The sequence below is a fragment of the Aquisphaera insulae genome (assembly GCF_011064615.1).
Classification (GTDB): Bacteria; Planctomycetota; Planctomycetia; order Isosphaerales; family Isosphaeraceae; genus Aquisphaera; species Aquisphaera insulae.
The window spans coordinates 13,539-31,004 of sequence record NZ_JAALJH010000010.1; the positions used below are offsets into that span (position 1 = coordinate 13,539).

Sequence of the window (17,466 nt, forward strand, 5' to 3'; positions counted from 1 at the left end):
GGTTTCTATAGAAATCGAAGGACGACGTCAATGGGAACCGAGCCCGTTTGCCCGCGCTCGTTCGAAACGACGCGATCGCCGTGCGAGCGGCGATCGCGTCTGCTCGACGGCGGACGTGTGGGTCAGCGTGCTTTCCGCCTCCTCAGGAACGCCCCGGCCCCGGCGGTCCCGCCCAGGGCGAGGAGCACGATCGAGGACGGCTCCGGGACGGCGGCCGTCGTGAGCAGCGCCTGATACCGGCCATTCGTCGGCCCGGTGCCGAAGGCGGACATCACGACGCTCGCGTTGCCGATCGTCGCGAACCCGTCGAAGTCGCCCGTCTCGAACGAGCCGTTGGCCAGGCTCCCCGACGAGAGCCGGAAATTGTCGAGCAGGAGCGCGGAGTTGTTCATCTCGTCGACCACGTTCACCACGCCGATGCCCAGCGTGTAGGTCCCGGCCACGGCGAAGGTCTCGGAGAACGTCCGGTAGCCGGTCTCCCGCAGGAAGCCGGAGCCCCAGGGCACCAGGGGCGAGAACGTGTCGGCGAGGCTGGCCAGGCCGGGCGCGGTGAGGAATCCGAAGTCGTTCACCGCGTCGAGCGGCGAGGTCATCGGCTCGTCGGTCAGGAAGTTGTAGTCGAAGCTCAGCGTCGTCCCGGCCGACACCGTGATCGTGGTCATCAAGGCCGATCCGTTCATCACCGGACCGTTGCCCAGGCCGCTCAGGTCGCCGTCCTGGAGTCCCAGGAAGACCTCTAGCGAGGACTCGGGGACGGACGATTGCGCGCGGGCCTCCCCCGCGCCGAGGAGGAAGAAGGCGAGGGCCGCCGCGAGGCAGGACCTGCGTCCCGTGGAATGGCTCATCCGCATGACTCCTTGTGAGGTGATTCGACGACGCGCGACGGGTCGCCCGGCGCGGAATCGTCCGCGCCGGGGGCGGAGTGCCTCAGGTGAATCGGGGGACGTTGACGTTGTAGAACTCGGCCTCGAGGTACTCGAGGGCCAGGGCGAAGTTCAGGATGGCGATGTCGTTCGCGGGGGACGGCGTGGAGGAGAAGGAGAGCGGCGGGCCGCCGTTGAGGTTGGCGATGAAGGGGCCGGCCAGTTCCACGACCTGCTCGACGGTCAGGGCCGCCTCGAAGCTCTGCTCGTCGCCGTAGACGTTGGTCGTCATGATCTCGTTGAGGAGCACGTCGAGGTAGCCGGCATGCCGCGCCTCGATGGTCATGATCGATCCCGCCGCCGCCAGGTAATCCCGCGAGAAGATGACGGGCGCGGCGCCCAGGTAGGCCCCGACGCCGGTGTTCTCCAGGGCCTTCGAGGTCTGCGCGAAGGCCAGCAGGTTGGGCTGGACCAGGTTCACGAAGGTGGGCTTGGGCCGGGCGTAGGCGCCCAGGGCATTGACCAGGAACGCCACGTGCGCATTTTCATGGATCCGGATCGCCTGGAACTCCCGCGAGTTCTCGCCGCGATAGAGGCTGGGCAGGTAGTTCGGATTGCCGCCGACCTGGCCGAGTGCCTCTCGCCCCGCGTGGGCCGCCACCACCGCGGCCGCCGCCGCGGCCCCGCGACGGAGGAGGGAGCGCCGGCCCGGCCGCCAACCGGCGCCGAAGGAACTGTCCTGGATCGCCGCCCTGAGTTGATCATCCATCGAAGTTACTCCTCGGGGATCTGGGTTTCTCGCCTTGGCGCGGACGGGGGCCGCAGCCGTGCCTCGAGCGAGACACGGCATCTCGGCCCGACGCCCGCGAGTGACCGAGCGGACGGAGATAGAAGGAATAGGAGCCGGCCGCCCTGAAGGTCAGATCTCCCTATGCGCGAACCCGCGTCGCGGATCTCCCATTTAACATTTTTCACGCATCCCATCATCGATCGACGACGCCATTCTCGGGCCGTACAATCCGGGAATGTCGAAGCACTCGGGCGAGGATCCAGCGGACCTGATCGCGGCGGTTGCCCGCGGCGATCGGCCGGCGCTCGAACGGCTCTACGACCGCTATGCGCCGCTCGTGTATTCCCTCTCCTTGCGAATTCTCGGCATCCGCGCGGACGCGGAAGACGTAGTACAGGAGGTGTTCCTCCAGGTCTGGAGGCGAGCCGACACCTATCGGTCCGACCGCGGCAGCGCGGAGTGCTGGATCGTGGCCATCGCCCGCAACCGGGCGCTGGCGAGATCCCGCTCGGAGGCTACCATGAAGAGAGGCCTCGGACACCTCCGCGAGCAGTCGGGCCCCGTGGCCGTCGAGCCCGTCTCGGGGCCGGCGGTCCGGGCCGAGTCGGCCCTCGCCGTGCGGTCGGCCCTCGCCGGGCTGCCGGACGAGCAGCGGCGGACGCTGGAACTCGCGTACTTCGAGGGCCTGACGCAGTCGGAGATCGCGGCCCGCACGGGGGAGCCGCTGGGGACGGTGAAGACTCGGATTCGACTCGGGATGGAGCGGCTGAGGAGCCTGCTGGGTCGGCGTGAATCGCCCGACGAGACCCCATGATCCACGACAAATGGCTCGAGAGCGCCGACCTGTATGCCCTGGGAGCCCTCGACGGCGAGGAGCTCAGCCGGTTCGAGGATCACATCGACTCCGGCTGCGAGGAATGCGAACGGCAGGTCCGCGAGGCCCGCGAGGCCCTGCTCCTGTTGCCTCGTTCCTTGCCCGAGTCCACCGGCCCCTCGCCGGGCGTCAAGCGGCGGCTGATGGCGCAGGTCGCGGCCGAGTCTTCCGGGCCGTCGCAGCTCGAGCCGCGCCCTCGGCCTCGCCGGGGAATCCACTGGGGGCGGGTGGGGCTCTCCGCGGCCGCCGCCCTCCTGATCGGCCTCGCGGGCCTCGCCGCCTGGGACGACTGGAACCTCCGCGGGCAGTTGCGCGACCTGGCGGCGGAGGCCGCGCAATTGAGGACCTCGCTCGTCCAGCGGAAGGACGTCATCCGCTACATGGAAGATCCCGAGGTCGCGATCGTCATCCTGGCCGGACTGCCGCCGAGCCCGAAGGCGAGCGGCCGGGTCCTCTGGCGCGCGGCCGACCGCACGGGCTTCATCCTCGCCCGCGGACTCCCCCCCGCCCCGAGCGGCAAGAAGTACGCCGTCTGGGCCATCGGGCCGAGCGGCCCCGTCCTGGCGGGCCAGTTCACGGACGAGGAGATCCGCCGCGCCCCGTTCCGCCTGCCGCCTCCGGGCACGACCACGGAGCCGGCATACCGCGAGTTCGCCGTGACGCTCGAGCCGGCGTCGGCCGGCCCCCGGCCGACCGGGCCCATGCACCTTCAGGGGACCCTCGCGGCCCTGGCCCGACGTCGAGATCGCGTCGGCGTCCCGTGGACGCCCCGGCTCGCCATGGCCCCTCCGAGGCAGGGTCAGCGGTCGCGGTGCCGCGAGTGGCAATCGGTGCATCCCCTGGACATGACGGCGAACGCGTCCTCGGCCGCCCGGGCGGCCGTTGGATCCGGATGATCGGCGAGGTTTCGCAGGGCCTTCCGCAGCGACTCCGCCTCCGCCTCGGCCGACTCCAGCTTGCGAGCGAAGTCGTCCCCCCGAGACCGTGCCTCGTCGAGCCTCCTGGATTCCCGGAAGTGCTCGACGAGCTGCAGGGCCTCGTGCGGCGGATCGGCATCGAGATGGTCGCCGGACGCCCTGAATCCGGCCTTCCGGGCGTCCTTCAGGTGGTCCCAGCGGCCGTCGATGCGGACCATCATGTCGACCAGCGCCGGCACCTTCGCCCGCTCGGGGAAGTCCGACCCGGCCCGATCGAGCTCCTCGGGGGACGGGGGGTTGAATTCCCTCGCCGCCGCGAGGAGCCCGCGGTAACCGGGGTCCGTGCCCGCCTGCTCGAGCCACGAGGCCGCCTGCTCGTGGGTCCATCCCTCGTTCGCCAGGCCGCAGGCCGCGGCCGCGGCGGGGCCGCGGTGCTTGCCGTGGTGGCAGTGGACGAACACGGGGCCCGGCAACGTCCGCGCGGCCTTGACGATGCGGATCGCCTGCTCGCGCGGCACCCCGTCGTAGCCGATGGGCAGGTGCGCGTAGCGGATGCCGAACTTCCGGGCCATCTCCACATCCGGCGTCGCGCCGTCGACGCTGATGACCGTCCTGACGCCCAGGGCCTTGAGGGCCGCGAACGCCTCCTCGCCGCGAGGCTCCCCGCCGCTGTAGAGTCGCGGGCCCAGGCGGAACGCATTCTCGATCCTCGGCAGCTCGATCCGCTCGGGCGGGCCCGCCTGCGCGGGCAAGGCGAGCATCGTCACGATCAGCATCGAGCCGAGACCGTGCCCGGCGGAGGTCTTCTTGGCCAGCACTCTCCCTGCCTCCTGAAATGACGGCCGGTGAATCGCCGCGACGCGGCCAGGGGACGCCGGCGCAACCCGCCCGCCGGTTGGGCACGCCTCCCGGCGTCGCGAACGATGATAGCGGACGCCCAGGCCCGGGGGCGATGCCGAGAGGATCAGGCAAACCTTTCGGAGGATCGTTCCTTCCCGTCGGATCGGGGCCGGACTCTAATGAGACCAGCGACGGAGACGCCGAGCCCATCGCGTGCGGGCGGGCGGCCATCTCTCGTCGAGGTCTCGCGAGGAGGCACCGATGCAGACGCGAACGCTTGGGAAGGGCGGGCTGGAGGTTTCGGCGATCGGGCTCGGGTGCATGGGGCTGAGCTTCGGCTACGGGCCGCCCGTCGCGGAGGCGGAGGGCATCGACCTGATCCGCGACGCCGTGGACCGGGGCGTCACCTTCTTCGACACCGCGGAGGTCTACGGCCCGTTCACCAACGAGGAGCTCGTCGGCAAGGCCCTCCAGCCGGTCCGCGACCGCGTGGTCATCGCCACCAAGTTCGGCTTCGACACCAGCCGCGACCCTCGCGGCGGGAGCGGCCGGCCGGGACTGAACAGCCGCCCGGCGCACATCCGCGAGGTCGTCGACGCGTCCCTGAAGCGGCTCCGGACCGAGGTCATCGACCTGCTCTATCAGCATCGCGTCGACCCGGATGTCCCCATCGAGGACGTGGCGGGGGCCGTGAAGGAACTGATCGCCGCGGGCAAGGTCAGGCACTTCGGGCTCTCCGAGGCCGGCGCGAAGACGATCCGCCGGGCCCACGCCGTCCAGCCGGTCACCGCGCTCCAGAGCGAGTACTCGCTCTGGTGGAGGCGGCCGGAGGAGGAGATCCTCCCCACGCTCGAGGAGCTCGGCATCGGCTTCGTCCCGTTCAGCCCGCTGGGCAAGGGCTTCCTGACCGGGAAGATCGACGAGACGACCGAGCTCGCCGCCGATGACTTCCGGAGCCGGATCCCCCGCTTGGCCCCCGAGGCCCGCAAGACGAACCTGGCCGTCGTCGATCTCCTCAACGAGGTCGCGGCGAGCAAGGGCGCGACGCCTGCTCAAATCGCCCTCGCCTGGCTGCTGGCGCAGAAGCCGTGGATCGTCCCCATCCCGGGCACCACCAGGCGCCACCGCCTGGAGGAGAACCTCGTCGCGGCATCCGTCGAGCTCTCGGCCGCCGACCTCCGCGAGATCGACGAGGCCGCCTCCAAGATCACCCTGCAGGGCGCCCGCTATCCCGAAGGGCTCGAAGAGCTGACGGGTCGTTGAGGCGGGGAAGCTCGCCACGCCGAGGATGGTCGTCGAGTCGGCCCCGAGGCCGTCCCGATCCGGTCCGCTGGGCTGTCCCCGCTTGACACGACGTTCTAATTCTATAGAATAAGTGTCGATAGGGGACCGAACACGCGGGACGAGGGAGGGGCCGATGGCGAGGCCGCCGAGTGCGCATCCGACCGATGCGGAGCTGGAGATCCTCAAGGTGCTCTGGGACGCCGGGCCCTCGGAGCTGGGGCAGGTCGCCGCGGCGCTGAACCGGGAACGGGCGGTCGCGACGACCACCGTGGCGACCATGCTCAAGGTGATGACCCAGAAGGGATGGGTCGAGCGGGCCGACGGGCCGAAGGGATACCGCTGGTCGGCGAAGGTCGGCCGGGAGCAGACGACCGGCGGCCTGCTGCGACGGCTGATGGACCGGGCCTTCGACGGCTCGGCCGGCCGGCTGGTGGCACGCCTGATCGAGGACCGGGCGCTCAGCGACCGCGACCGCTCCGAGATCTTCGGGCTCCTCGAGAAGGACGAGAAGGGCCGGAAGGCGGGCCCATCGGACACCGAAGCTCGGACCAGATCGCCGCGGGCGAAGGGGGAGCGGTCATGACGATCGAGTCGTTGACGGGCTCGCGGCCCTGGCTGGCGGCCGGCTGGACGATGCTCCATTTCCTCTGGGTCGGCGGCGCGATCGGGCTCGTCGCCGCCGCGGGCCGGAGTGCCCTCCGCCGGGCCGCGCCGGAGGTCCGCTACGCATCGGCCCTGGTGTGCCTCGGGCTGCTGACCGCGGCGCCGGTCGCGATCTTCCTTTGCATCAACGCTCATCAGGCTGTTGAATCGACCACGCAAGCACAAGGGGCCGAGGAGCTCGCCCCCCTGCCCCGCCAGCCCGAGCGGCCGGCGGACTTCCCGCCGGGCGAGATGCCGGATCTCGGCGCGGTCGCCGATCGTCGACCGGTCGGATCGAGATTGGCACCGCAAGGCTGGCTCGAGGCCGCGGCGGCCGGCCTGCCGTGGCTCTGGATCGCGGGGACGCCGCTGACGTTCGGGCTGCTGGCCGCCGGCCTGGTCGGGGCCGATCGGCGCCGGCGACGGTGCCGGCTCCTGATCGATGGGGAGCCGGTCGAGCTGGCCCGCCGGCTGGCCGGGACGCTCGGCATCCTGCGACCGGTCGCCGTCGGGGTCTGCGACCGCCTGGCCGCGCCGATCCTGCTGGGCGTCGTCCGGCCGATCATCCTGCTGCCGGCCGCCGCCCTTTCCGGCTGGAGCCCTGACCAGCTCGAGATGGCCCTGCTCCACGAGCTGGCCCACGTCCGCCGGTCCGACCTGCTCGTCAACCTGGTCCAGCGCGTGGTCGAGTCGCTGCTCTTCTTCCACCCGGCGGTCTGGTGGGTCTCCGGTTGGGTTCGGCTCGAGCGTGAGCACTGCTGCGACCGCCTGGTGGTGGCCCACACGGGACGGGCCCGCCCCTACGCCGAGCTGCTGGCCGGGCTGGCCCTGCACGCGGGCCGCACGGACCGCGTCGCCGTGGCCATGGCCGAGAATCCGATCGTCGCGAGGATCCGCTGCATCCTCAATCCGGAGGACAATCTCATGCCCCTGTCGCGTCTCGCATATGCACTCGTCGCCGCGATGCTGATCGCGCCGGCCGCCCTGATCGCCGCCTCCCGGGCGGACGCCCCCGCGAGCAAGGACGGCGGCGAAGCCGCCCCCAAGGCCGACCGCGCCCGGATCGAGGAGCTGATCCGCCGGACCCGCCACGGGGCCGACGTCTTCCTCGGCGTCCAGGAGCGGGTCTACGCCCTGATTCAGATCGCCGCCGTCCAGGCCCGGATGGGCGACCGGGAGGCGGCCCGCCGCACCTTCGCCGAGGCGGAGAAGCTGGCCGAGACAGTCAGCTTCGACGATGCCACCTACTCTCCCCACATCCTGTTTTGGGTGATCCAGGCGGAGGAGAATCGAGGTTTCCGCGACGAGGCGATCGCCGCGTCCCGAAAGCTGCTCCGGCTCACGGAGACGCCGTCGAAGCGCGATTCCAGCAAGTACGACGTCTTCACGAACCTGATCCCCACCCTCATACACCTCGGCGATCAGGACGGGGTCAAGGAGACCCTCCAGGCGGCCCGCCGGTATTGCGAGGCGTCCAAGGACCCGATGTTCCGGGATGGCGGCCGGAAGTTCCTCCTCTCGCTGCAAGCCGCCACGGGCGACCTGAAGGGCGTCCTGCGGCGACTCGACGATCCGGAGCTGACACGGGAAGCCGGGCCGGAGGAAGCCGGGAAACTCCGGCAGGAGGCCCTCGCGGCGATGATCCGGCTGAAGAACCTCAAGGACCTCCCGGCCGCGCGGGCGATCCTGGATGAAGCCCTGAAAGTCGCCCGCGATTTCAAGGATGACGGCACGTGGGGCGATCAGACGCGGAGAAACGAATGGCTCCAGCAGGTCGCGCTCGCCCAGGCGAAGCTCGGCCTGTTCAAGGAGGCCGTGGAGACGGCCGGCCGGATCGATTCCGAGACAGTCCCGGCGATGCTCGCGGAGTCGAGGAAGGTCGATTTCCGGGATGAACAGCGGTGGAAGCGGGCCATGACCCTGGGGGAGATCGGCCTGGCGCAGGCGAAGGGCGGCGATCGGGACGGCGCGCGGCGATCCGCCGAGGGGGTCGCCCGGATCCTCGAGACGTTCCGGGGCGACAGGTACATGTTCCCCGCCTGGAACTCGGCCGAAACCCTGGCGCGGATCGGCATGGTGGCCGAGGCTCGCAAGGTCGCCGACCTGCTGGCGCTGGCCTCCCGCATCGAGGTCTATCAGGTCATCGCCACGGCCTGTCGCGAGGAGGGCGACGAGGGAGGCGCCCGGACGACGCTCGAGGCCGCCGTGGACCTCGCGAGCCATCGGATCGACGAACTGAAGGCGGGGCTCGAGAAACCCGGCCTTTCCGATCGCGAACCGGTCTTTGAGATGCTGGAGCTCCTTGCGAGGCTGCGGGCGAGGCTCGGGGACCGCAGGGAGGCATTCCAGGTCATCCACAGGATCAACGTCTCCAACCGACGTGGCGAAGCCATGGGGCGCCTGGCCGGCGACCTCGCCGCGGTCGGCGACCTGGATGGCACCCTGGAGGCGATCAACGCGATGAACGCGCCGCAGAGCGAAGCCCAGGCGCTGAAGTACGTCCTCGGGGCATACTCTCCTCGCGAGCCGGCGTCGCCGGCGCGATAGCGATTCGCACCGCATCGCGTTGCCCACGTCGGTTCAATCTCCCAGCCATTCGTCGCGATGGCTCGCCACGAACGCGTCGTCGGTCAGGCCGGGGTGATCGCGGCCAACGCGGGCGATCTCCTCGGCCTGGCCGGGGCTGAGGGTCTCGTCGGGATCGAGGAGCCAGGGGCCCTCGAGGAGGCCCTGGCGGATCAGGACCTCGTGGATCCCCGCGATGCAGCCGGCGAAGCCGTTGGCCGCGTCGAAGAGGGCGGCATTGGCTTCGGTCGTCGCGACGGCCTGGCGGAGGAGATCCTCGGAGACCCCCTCGCCGCGGCCGACGGCGGCGTGGCAGGCCTCGAGCAGCTCCACGGCCCGCCGCGTCCAGACGGCCCAGTGGCCGAGGAGGCCGCCGACGATCCGCCGCTCCACCATCCGGCCGCCGGCCGTGAAGCGGTAGGGCGTGACCAGGTCCAGGACGATGTTATCGTCGTTGCCCGTGTAGAGGGCGACGTCCTCGCGGCCCGACTCGCAGACGGCCCGCATGACGTCGATGGTCCGATAGCGATCGAAGGGGGCGATCTTGATCGCCACCACGCCCTCGATCTCCGCGAAGCTCCGCCAGAAGCGATGCGACAGGTCCGGCCCGCCGACGGCCCGCTGGAGGTAGAAGCCCACCACGGGGATGACGTCGGCCACGGCGCGGCAATGCCGCAGCCGGGCCTCATCGTCCGGCCCCACGCCGGCCAGGCTGAGCAGGCCGGCGTGATAGCCGAGGTCGCGGAGCAATTCCGCCTCCCGGACCGCCTGGGCGGTCGGGCCGCAGACCCCGCCGATCCGGACCATCGGCTCGGTTCGCGCGGCATCGGCCCGATCGAGCTCCTCGGCGACGAGCGACAGCACCGGCCGAAACAACCCATACGCGGGGGCGCGGATCGCGAACTGGGTCGTGTGCACGCCCGCCGCGATCCCTCCCGCACCGGCCGCCGCGTAATAGCGGCAGAGGGCCCGCTGCCGCCGCTCGTCCAGCCGGCGCGAGGCATCCAGCGCCAGGGGCATCGCGGGGATCACGACGCCCCGCCACAACCCCCCCGGTATCCGCGAACGGGGACCACTGAACATGGAATCAACCTCTCAGGGTGACGACCACGGATGACACGGCTAACGCGGATGAAGACGCGAACAGAGAGAGGGAAGCTATTCAACTCAGAGTTACTACCACGGATGACGCGGATGGCACGGATGAAGACACGAGCAGAGATACAGATAGATAGAAAGGGAAATTATCTAGCAAGAAATTCAACTAAGATTGTTTGTTATTGATGTATCCTTCCTTGTTGCTTCATCCTGTCTTGTCTTGAATTCATCCGTGTTATCCGCGTCATCCGTGGTAGCAACTCCTAGAATCGTCCGTCGCGGGCCTGGAAGTGGGTCGGCTTGCCCAGCGTGGCGCCGCCCCTGAGGAGCCAGTCGGCCGTCAGGTCGATCAGGCGATCGGTGTCGATCCGGGGCGGGCCGAAGAGCTCGATGGCCCGGCCGGCGTCGCTGAGGAGGGCGTCGGGAGCCTCGGCGCCGAGGAACCGGGGGGGGCGGCCGAGCCGTTCGCCGAGCCGCTCGGCGACGCGGCGGACCGAGAGCACGTCCGGGCCGGTGACGTTGAAGATCGCCGGCGGGCTTGCCGCGTGGTCGAACGCCCGCAGCGTCATCGCGTTCGCGTCCCCCTGCCAGATGGCGTTGAAATGGCCCATGGCAAGGTCCACCGGGTCGCCCGCGAAGACCTTCCGGCCGAGGTCGACGAGGACCCCGTAGCGCATCTCGACGGCGTAGTTGAGGCGGATGACGGCCATCGGGATCCCCAGGGCGCGGGACTGGTGCTCGAGGATCCGCTCGCGGCCCAGGCAGCTCATGCCGTATTCGCCGACCGGGCGGGGCGGGTCGGACTCCTTCGAGCCCTTGCCGGTTATGGGCTCCAGGCCATAGACGTTCCCCGTGGAGAAGGCGACGATCCGGCTCCCGCGATAACGGGCGGCGACCAGGCCGGGCAGGTAGGCGTTCATGGCCCAGGTGCGGGCCTCCTGCCCCGTGGCGCCGAACTTCATCGCGAACATCGAGACGACGTTGGCGGCCTCCGGCAGCCGCTCGAGGGCCCCCGGCTCGAGCAGGTCTGCCCGGATCGTCTCGATCCCTCGGCCCTGGAGCCAGGACTCGGATCCCGCCGTGGAGAACCGCGCGACCCCGATCACCCGCCGCCCGGACAGGCCGGCCGCGTCGAAAGCCCGCCGCGCCATCAGGGCCAGCGTCGGCCCCATCTTGCCGGCGACGCCCAAAAGGATCAGGTCGCCGTCCAGCCTGGAGAACGTCTCCACGACGCCCGGCGTGGGCGTGCTGAGCAGGTCGTCGAGCTGGTCCAGGTCGCGGATGGCGTGGAGCTCGTTCAGGGATTCGCCCGTCGTCATGTGTGCCGCTCCCCTGCTCTGCCGAAGGCCCGTCGGCTTCATCCGTCGCCCCGACGGCCGGGGCCGACGGATCGCCCTGAGCCACGGTAGCACAACGGTGAGGCGGCGTTGAACATGACGGGCCGATCGGATCTTCCGAGCCCCTCTCGCGATCGCCCGCGGATTGGGTCCGTTCGTCGCATCGAGGTTCCCGGATGTAATCCGCAGATCCTTCTCCTGATTCATCTTGCGGCATCGCGGCGGGCCGGTTCGCCGGCGCGTTCTTGGCGATTTCGGGAGTCCTGCTCTGCTCCTTGCGGAGCCGACAGAGCTCGTCGAGCACGTCCATCAGCTCCCGGCTCATCGCCGCGACTTCCCGCCGCGGCCCTTCGAGCTCGGCCTCCGCGAGGAACGCCGCGTCGTCGTCGCGGCCGGTCTCCTCCGCCGCACCGTCCAGCGCCTCGATCCGCCCGAGCTCGTCGTCGATGACCCGCAACAGGAACGTCCAGGCCGCATCGGCCGATCTCGGCGGCGGCCCCAGCTCGCGCCAGGAGAGTGACTCGATGAGGAACGCCTCGGAGCCTCGGGCATGCTCACGCGCGGCGGCGAAATACGCGTCGCAGCCGGCCATGCCTTTGGGATCGAGCGCATTGCAGGCCCGGAAGACGGCGTTGATCAGCGGGTCGATCGTCGTGTCCCAGGAATCGCCGCCGAGGAGCCGGACGAACTGGTGCCGCTCGGGGAGGCCGATCTCGCCCCCCAGCCGGATCCAGTCCCTGAGCGTCCGCCAGTGGCCCCGGAGCGTCAGCCGGCCCGTCTCGGTCGTCTCCAGCTCGGCGATGATCGCGGCGGCCTGCTCGCTCGGATCGTCGACCCAGCCGGTCCACGACAGGAGCTTCTGCGTGAGGACTTCGACCCGTTCGCGGTTGGGTTCGTTCGTCGCGAGCGACCGCTTCCGCGGCCCCTTCGGTTTCGACGCAACCTTTGCCAGGAAGGCCGACTCCGCCTTCTCGACCTGCTCGATCTTCCAGGAGAGCTCGGCGGCTTTTGCCAGCAATTCACGTTCGTGGTCGCTGGCGCCGAGGCCGGCGTCCCTGAGGTAGTCCGCCGTCTTCCGCTCCATGCCCCGGGGATCCACGCCCCGGGCCTTCGGCAGCGCCACGACCTTCCGACCCCTCTCCGAAACCTGCGCCCTGTTCTTCACGGCTGGCCCCCTTCGCGTTGGGTGCACGGGGTGGAGCGCGCAGCATCGCGCGATCGCCTATTGAGTACAGTCCAGAAAAAGGGCCGGCGAGTTTCACGAAAATCGGAAAACCGCGGAGAAAATCCCCCGCGACGTGCAACGGAGGCTGTCCCCAGCGGGACGCGAGGGGGAAATTCCGACCCCGGGACCCGAATCCTGTAAGGTCCCGCTCGTTTTCCGGTAGATCATCCCGAGGCGGTCGTCAGAGCATCGCCGCCCCGGGATGCATCCCGGATTCTGGTCTCAAGCAAGGAATGACACGATGCGCAAGAGCTTGCTGCTTCTCTCCGCCGGCCTCATGCTGGCCACGGCACCTTCCGCCCTGGCCGACGCGCCCAAGACGCGGGCCGTCCTCTCGCTGGCGAGCCATGACAGGGTCAAGATCGGTACGGATGACGTCGCCTTCGTGAAGGACACGCCCGGTATGCCGACGTGGCTCTCGAGCCTCTTCGAGCTTTACGCGAAGGGACGCGACGTTGGCGGCCTCTCCCACGATCGCCCCTGGGGCGCGGTGGTCCAGGGCGAGGACACGCTCAGCGGCTATGGATTCGTCCCGGTCAAGGACCTTGACTTGCTCAGGGATGAGCTTTCCTCTTACATTCAGGACGTGACGGACGAGGGCGACGGGATCTACAAGGTCGTCGGGGCCGAGGCCGGCAAGCAGCTCTTCGCCCGAGAGCGGAACGGCTGGCTCTTCGTGAGCGACAGGGCCGAGGTCCTCCGGGACGTCTGCTCCGATCCGGCGACGCTGCTCGACGGTCAGGACGCCCGCTATGACGTCGCGGTCCGGGTGTCCATCAAGGCGATTCCCGAAGCCGAGGGGCGGAAGATCCTGGAGGATCTGGACACGACCCTCGGGGTGGCGATCCGGAAGAAGACGTCCGACCGGCTGGTCGACCTGCTGGGCAAGGTGGCCCGCGATCTCGACGAGGTGACGCTGGGTTGGTCCAGGCACTGAGCGTCAGGTCCGGTGCCGCCTGGAGACTCGCCCGCCATCTTCGATCCGCGTCCCTGGCCCTTCGCGGAAGTCCCCCTTCGAGAGCCCCTCGCGTTGCCGACCTTCACCCCCTGCCCATGGTGCGGCGAGCCGGTGCCGGGCGACAGTCCGGAAGGGCTTTGCCGGCCTTGCCTGCTGCGGGCGGCCCTGGAAGCCGCACCGGAGTCGCCCGCCATGACCATCCGCTGCCCGCTCTGCCGGCAGCTCGTCGACGTCCCCGTCGATTCCGGCCTGAGGGATACGCAATGCCCGGCCTGCGGCGGTCGGTTCAGCCTGATCGACGACACGGAGCCCGGCGCGACGACCATGGGACGATTCGACCTCCTCGAGATCCTCGGGAGAGGCAGCTTCGGGACCGTCTGGAAGGCCCGCGATCGGGAGCTTGACCGAATCGTGGTCGTCAAGGTCCCGCACGCGGGCCGGGTCGACGCGGTCGAGGCCGAGGAGTTCCTCGCCGAGGCCCGGGCCCTGGCGCGATTGAGCCATCCGAACATCGCCGCCGTCCACGAGGCTGGCCGGGTCCGCGGCACGGTCTACCTCGTCCGCGACTACATCGCCGGCCGCAACCTGGCGGAGCACCTCGCCGAGTCGCCGATGGCCCCGCGCGAGGCGGCCGAGCTCTGCCTCGCGATCGCCGAGGCCCTCGATCATGCCCATCGGATGGGCGTGATCCATCGCGACATCAAGCCGTCGAACCTGATGATCGACGCCCAGGGCCGGCCGCACCTGATGGACTTCGGCCTGGCCCGGCGGGTCGCGGGCGAGCTGAGCCTGACCATGGACGGCAAGATCCTGGGCACGCCCGCCTACATGTCGCCCGAGCAAGCCCGCGGCGACTCGAACCGGGCCGACACCCGCGCGGACATCTACTCGCTCGGCGTCGTGCTCTTCGAAATGCTCACCGGCGAGAAGCCCTTCCGGGGCGTCCCGGGGGCGATCCTGCACCACGTCCTGTACGACGACGCACCATGCCCGCGATCCCTGGACGCGTCCGTGCCTCGGGATCTCGAGACGATCTGCCTGAAATGCCTGGAGAAGGCCCCCCAGCGACGCTATGCGACCGCCCACGACCTCGCCGCGGACCTGCGCCGGTATCTCGCCGGCGAGCCGATCGCGGCCCGTCGCGTCACGGCCGCCGGCAGGGCCTGGCGGTGGTGCCGCCGCAATCCGGCGGTCAGCCTCCTGGGCACGACCCTCGGGGCGTTGCTCCTGGCCCTGGCGATCGGCGGTCCCATCGTGGCCCGGCGGCAGGTGCTCCTCGCCGCCCAGGAGGCCGTGGCCAGGCAATCGGCCGACAGGGAGGCCCAGCGCACGCGTACCCTGTACCACGAGGCGACGAACCATATCACGAGCGCCTACGACCTGATCCAGGACCTCCTCGCCGCGAGCGCGCGGGATGCGGCCCAGGACCGGCGGTTCGCGACGATCGCTCGCGACCTGGCCTGGCTGCTCGCGACCTTGCCCGACGCCCAGCTTCGCGATCCTCCCCATGCCGTGGCGCTCGCCGAGGTCGCCGTTCGCCACGACGACCGGTCGGCCCAGGGCTGGTTGACGCTGGGCGCGGCCCGCTACCGCGCGGGACAATGGCAGGGTTGCCTCGAGGCCCTGGAACGCAGCCGGTCGCTGGCCGCCCGGCCGCAGAACCTGGAAGCCCTCTTCAGGGCGATGGCGTTGAAGAGGCTCGGCCAGGAACAGGCCGCCCGCGACTGCTACCGGAGCCTTGCGAGCCCCTCCACGACCGCGGAGGCGAGCGATGCGGAGCGGTCCCTGAGGGCCGAGGCAGAGGCACTGCTCGGCACGCCTTAGGGGCCTCGCGACCCCTCGATCATCATGACACATCCCCACCTCGGAACGAATGACCTGGCGGGCAGCACACGCTGGAGCGTCGTGCTGGCGGCCGGGAAGCATCCGGGCCAGGGGGGTAGGGAGGCCCTCGAGCAACTCTGCCGCGACTACTGGTATCCGCTCTACGCGTATGCCCGGCGCCGGGGATACGACGCGGAATCGGCGCGAGACTGCGTCCAGGCGTTCTTCGTTCACCTGCTGGAGAGCCGCGCCATCGCCGCGGCGGATCCCGCGCGGGGTCGGTTCCGGGCTTTCCTGCTGACGTCCCTGCGCAACTTCGTGGCTCACGACCGGGAGCGAAGTCGGGCGGCCCGAAGGGGCGGCGGCCGCGCGATGATCTCGCTGGACGTCGAGGCCGGCGAGTCGCGTTACCTCCGCGATCCGGCGACCCATCTCACCCCGGAGCGTCTCTTCGAGCGACGCTGGGCGGAGACGCTGCTGGATCGGGTCGTCGACCTGCTCCGCGAGGAATGGGCGCGCGCCGGCAAGGCCGCCCAGTTCGCCGAGCTGAAGGTCTTCCTCGCCGGCCGCGACCCCAACACATCCCACGCCGAGATCGCTGGCCGCCTGGGCCTGACCCAGGGGGCCGCCATGGTCGCCGCTCATCGCCTCCGCAAGCGGTTCCGTCAACTCCTCCTGGAAGCCATCGCCGACACCCTCGACGACCCCGCCGAGCTGGACGACGAGATCACCCGGCTATTCGAGGCCCTTCGCGCGTGACGTGTCCGATCCGGTAGGCAACGAACGGCCCATCAACTCCCGGGTTCGGCGGGATTCGCCCCCATTCCTCGCCCGTTTACGGAGTCGCCGGCCGGCCGCCGATCCCGTCACGCCGAGGGTCGATGCCGCTTGCAAGGGCCTCGTATTCGGCCGGTTCGCCGGGCGGGAAGGCCTTCCCGTAGCAACCGGACAAGAAACAACGCTAAGCCGTCTGAGGACGCCTTAAAGCCGGGGCCTCATTGCTCGGTGGACACTTCATGCCGGATACCTCAAGCCGCCCCACGGTCGTCGGGAGGGACCTAGACCTCACTCGCGGTGACGTTGGCGTCGCCAAGTTCGCCGATGTCTCATCGGACGACCCGAGGCGGCGATGGCCGGACCCCTGCACGACGGGCCCGGCGTGGTTCGATGACGGAGGTGCATGCCCCATTCCGACGATTGTCGAACTTATGTACGATGAGCCATCGCCTTTCAATGAACCCGCGCCGGGGCCGGCGGTCGCTGAGCCGATCGAGCACTGCTTGCGGCGACTGGGTTCCGACCACGCCCGGTCTCGGGCGAGGTCGAGCTTAACCTTCTCACAATCCGGAGGCTCGAAATGCCTCAGGTCGATGGCCCGGCCCCCTTGAGTCGCCGCATCCTGCTGCGCATCCTGGCTGCCATCGCGGGCATCCCGCTCCTCGGTCGCATACATCCGCCCCTTGCGGCGGGCGGGCAGCTAGCCCAGGCCGATCCGGCGCGTGGCCAAGCGGCCGACGTGCCAACGTTGCCGGGCGAGGACCATCCCGAGGCCCGCGCGAGGACCGTCCACAACCTCAAGCACATCGCCTTCGCCCTGCACACCTTCGCCGCCAAGAACGGGGGCCGGCTCCCGGCGGCCGCGATCTGCCGTGGGGGCGAGTCGTTGCTGAGCTGGCGCGTTGCGATCTTGCCATTCCTCGAAGAGTTTGCACTCTACGAGCGATTCCGCCTCGACGAACCCTGGGACAGCCCGCACAACCGGGCGCTGCTGATGGAGATGCCCCGCGTCTACGCGCCGGTGCGCCACGGGGGCACGGCCCCGCATGCCACGAACTACCAGGGGCTCGTCGGCCCTGGGGCGATGTTCCAAGGGCCGGAGGGTACGAAGATCACGGAGTTCATCGACGCGGCGAGACCGACCCTCATGGTCGTCGAGGCGGCTCACACGTTCCCCTGGACAAAGCCCGAAGACGTGCCATACGACGCGGGCAATCCGTTGCCGAAACTCGGCGGTCCGTTCGACGACGGGTTCTATGCCGCCTTAGCCGACGGGGCCGTCCGGTTCGCCGGCAGGAAAGTCGCTCCCGAGACGATCCGCGCCCTGGTCAGCAGCGGTGACGACGAGCTCAAGACCGCCGATAAGCTCAGCCCCCCGTTGTAACGGCGTCGGCTTGGTCTTCCCCGGCGGGTCATTACCGAACCGCCGTAGCGGTTTGGGGCGGCCGCTGACATGGGGACCACTCCTGGAA

General features: G+C 69.9%; 15 protein-coding genes. 10 read left to right on the forward strand and 5 right to left on the reverse strand.

Annotated features, from left to right (window positions below; genetic code table 11):
* Positions 1-122: 122 nt before the first annotated feature.
* Together G6O54_RS08230 and G6O54_RS08235 are read right to left on the reverse strand one after the other, a co-directional pair.
* A complete protein-coding gene (locus G6O54_RS08230; RefSeq protein WP_165223043.1) occupies positions 123-845 on the reverse strand; it encodes a PEP-CTERM sorting domain-containing protein in 723 nt (240 codons plus the stop codon).
* A gap of 82 nt (positions 846-927) precedes the next feature.
* Positions 928-1,632 (reverse strand): ferritin-like domain-containing protein, encoded by a 705-nt coding sequence (locus tag G6O54_RS08235; protein WP_165223046.1) that lies wholly within the window; start codon positions 1,630-1,632, stop codon positions 928-930.
* 256 nt (positions 1,633-1,888) lie between these two features.
* Between G6O54_RS08235 and G6O54_RS08240 the strand changes: the two genes are divergently transcribed.
* Both G6O54_RS08240 and G6O54_RS08245 read left to right on the forward strand, forming a co-directional pair.
* Positions 1,889-2,467 carry a sigma-70 family RNA polymerase sigma factor gene (locus tag G6O54_RS08240; RefSeq protein WP_165223049.1) on the forward strand — a complete coding sequence of 193 codons (579 nt, stop codon included), beginning with the start codon at positions 1,889-1,891 and terminating at the stop codon, positions 2,465-2,467.
* Entirely contained in the window at positions 2,464-3,423 is a 960-nt protein-coding gene (locus G6O54_RS08245; RefSeq protein WP_165223052.1) for an anti-sigma factor, read from the forward strand. Before G6O54_RS08240 ends, G6O54_RS08245 begins: the two co-directional genes overlap by 4 nt.
* Here G6O54_RS08245 and G6O54_RS08250 read toward each other — a convergent pair.
* On the reverse strand, positions 3,327-4,262 hold the full coding sequence (locus G6O54_RS08250; RefSeq protein WP_165223055.1) for a hypothetical protein: 936 nt from the start codon (positions 4,260-4,262) through the stop codon (positions 3,327-3,329). The two genes, G6O54_RS08245 and G6O54_RS08250, sit on opposite strands and share 97 nt — an antisense overlap.
* A 283-nt stretch (positions 4,263-4,545) precedes the next feature.
* On the opposite strand from G6O54_RS08250, the gene G6O54_RS08255 reads away from it, so the two are divergent.
* The 3 genes from G6O54_RS08255 to G6O54_RS08265 all read left to right on the forward strand — a co-directional run bounded on the left by G6O54_RS08255 (position 4,546) and on the right by G6O54_RS08265 (position 8,757).
* Positions 4,546-5,547 (forward strand): aldo/keto reductase, encoded by a 1,002-nt coding sequence (locus G6O54_RS08255; RefSeq protein ID WP_165223058.1) that lies wholly within the window; start codon positions 4,546-4,548, stop codon positions 5,545-5,547.
* A gap of 154 nt (positions 5,548-5,701) precedes the next feature.
* Positions 5,702-6,151 (forward strand): BlaI/MecI/CopY family transcriptional regulator, encoded by a 450-nt coding sequence (locus G6O54_RS08260; RefSeq protein ID WP_165223061.1) that lies wholly within the window; start codon positions 5,702-5,704, stop codon positions 6,149-6,151.
* Complete coding sequence (locus G6O54_RS08265) at positions 6,148-8,757, forward strand: M56 family metallopeptidase (protein WP_205678700.1); 2,610 nt, start codon at positions 6,148-6,150, stop codon at positions 8,755-8,757. The genes G6O54_RS08260 and G6O54_RS08265 overlap by 4 nt, the downstream gene beginning before the upstream one ends.
* A gap of 33 nt (positions 8,758-8,790) precedes the next feature.
* On the opposite strand, the gene G6O54_RS08270 is transcribed toward G6O54_RS08265, so the two are convergent.
* Positions 8,791-9,858 carry a dihydrodipicolinate synthase family protein gene (locus G6O54_RS08270; RefSeq protein ID WP_165223064.1) on the reverse strand — a complete coding sequence of 356 codons (1,068 nt, stop codon included), beginning with the start codon at positions 9,856-9,858 and terminating at the stop codon, positions 8,791-8,793.
* A 278-nt stretch (positions 9,859-10,136) separates the two neighbouring features.
* Positions 10,137-11,192, reverse strand: coding sequence for an NAD-dependent epimerase/dehydratase family protein (locus G6O54_RS08275; protein WP_165223067.1), 1,056 nt, complete (start codon positions 11,190-11,192; stop codon positions 10,137-10,139).
* A gap of 464 nt (positions 11,193-11,656) precedes the next feature.
* Between G6O54_RS08275 and G6O54_RS08280 the strand changes: the two genes are divergently transcribed.
* The 5 genes from G6O54_RS08280 (at position 11,657) to G6O54_RS08300 (ending at position 17,378) form a co-directional block, all read left to right on the forward strand.
* Positions 11,657-12,274, forward strand: a complete 618-nt coding sequence (locus G6O54_RS08280; RefSeq protein ID WP_165223070.1) for a hypothetical protein — start codon at positions 11,657-11,659, stop codon at positions 12,272-12,274.
* Positions 12,275-12,676: 402 nt separating this feature from the next.
* Complete coding sequence (locus G6O54_RS08285; protein WP_165223073.1) at positions 12,677-13,372, forward strand: hypothetical protein; 696 nt, start codon at positions 12,677-12,679, stop codon at positions 13,370-13,372.
* A gap of 213 nt (positions 13,373-13,585) precedes the next feature.
* Entirely contained in the window at positions 13,586-15,217 is a 1,632-nt protein-coding gene (locus tag G6O54_RS08290; protein WP_165223076.1) for a serine/threonine-protein kinase, read from the forward strand.
* Positions 15,218-15,241: 24 nt separating this feature from the next.
* Entirely contained in the window at positions 15,242-15,976 is a 735-nt protein-coding gene (locus tag G6O54_RS08295) for an RNA polymerase sigma factor (RefSeq protein WP_165223079.1), read from the forward strand.
* 598 nt (positions 15,977-16,574) lie between these two features.
* The gene (locus tag G6O54_RS08300; RefSeq protein WP_165223082.1) at positions 16,575-17,378 is read left to right on the forward strand and encodes a DUF1559 family PulG-like putative transporter; all 804 of its coding nucleotides are present in this window, start codon (positions 16,575-16,577) and stop codon (positions 17,376-17,378) included.
* Positions 17,379-17,466 lie beyond the last annotated feature (88 nt).

Bases quoted from the DNA above. Each gene is read 5' to 3' on its own strand.
- G6O54_RS08245 (WP_165223052.1), top strand. From the start codon at position 2,464: ATGATCCACGACAAATGGCTCGAGAGCGCCGACCTGTATGCCCTGGGA.
- G6O54_RS08285 (WP_165223073.1), top strand. From the start codon at position 12,677: ATGCGCAAGAGCTTGCTGCTTCTCTCCGCCGGCCTCATGCTGGCCACG.
- G6O54_RS08235 (WP_165223046.1), bottom strand. From the start codon at position 1,632: ATGGATGATCAACTCAGGGCGGCGATCCAGGACAGTTCCTTCGGCGCC.
- G6O54_RS08275 (WP_165223067.1), bottom strand. From the start codon at position 11,192: ATGACGACGGGCGAATCCCTGAACGAGCTCCACGCCATCCGCGACCTG.
- G6O54_RS08270 (WP_165223064.1), bottom strand. From the start codon at position 9,858: ATGTTCAGTGGTCCCCGTTCGCGGATACCGGGGGGGTTGTGGCGGGGC.
- G6O54_RS08280 (WP_165223070.1), top strand. From the start codon at position 11,657: ATGACCCGCAACAGGAACGTCCAGGCCGCATCGGCCGATCTCGGCGGC.
- G6O54_RS08290 (WP_165223076.1), top strand. From the start codon at position 13,586: ATGACCATCCGCTGCCCGCTCTGCCGGCAGCTCGTCGACGTCCCCGTC.
- G6O54_RS08255 (WP_165223058.1), top strand. From the start codon at position 4,546: ATGCAGACGCGAACGCTTGGGAAGGGCGGGCTGGAGGTTTCGGCGATC.
- G6O54_RS08300 (WP_165223082.1), top strand. From the start codon at position 16,575: ATGCCTCAGGTCGATGGCCCGGCCCCCTTGAGTCGCCGCATCCTGCTG.
- G6O54_RS08265 (WP_205678700.1), top strand. From the start codon at position 6,148: ATGACGATCGAGTCGTTGACGGGCTCGCGGCCCTGGCTGGCGGCCGGC.
- G6O54_RS08260 (WP_165223061.1), top strand. From the start codon at position 5,702: ATGGCGAGGCCGCCGAGTGCGCATCCGACCGATGCGGAGCTGGAGATC.
- G6O54_RS08295 (WP_165223079.1), top strand. From the start codon at position 15,242: ATGACACATCCCCACCTCGGAACGAATGACCTGGCGGGCAGCACACGC.
- G6O54_RS08230 (WP_165223043.1), bottom strand. From the start codon at position 845: ATGAGCCATTCCACGGGACGCAGGTCCTGCCTCGCGGCGGCCCTCGCC.
- G6O54_RS08240 (WP_165223049.1), top strand. From the start codon at position 1,889: ATGTCGAAGCACTCGGGCGAGGATCCAGCGGACCTGATCGCGGCGGTT.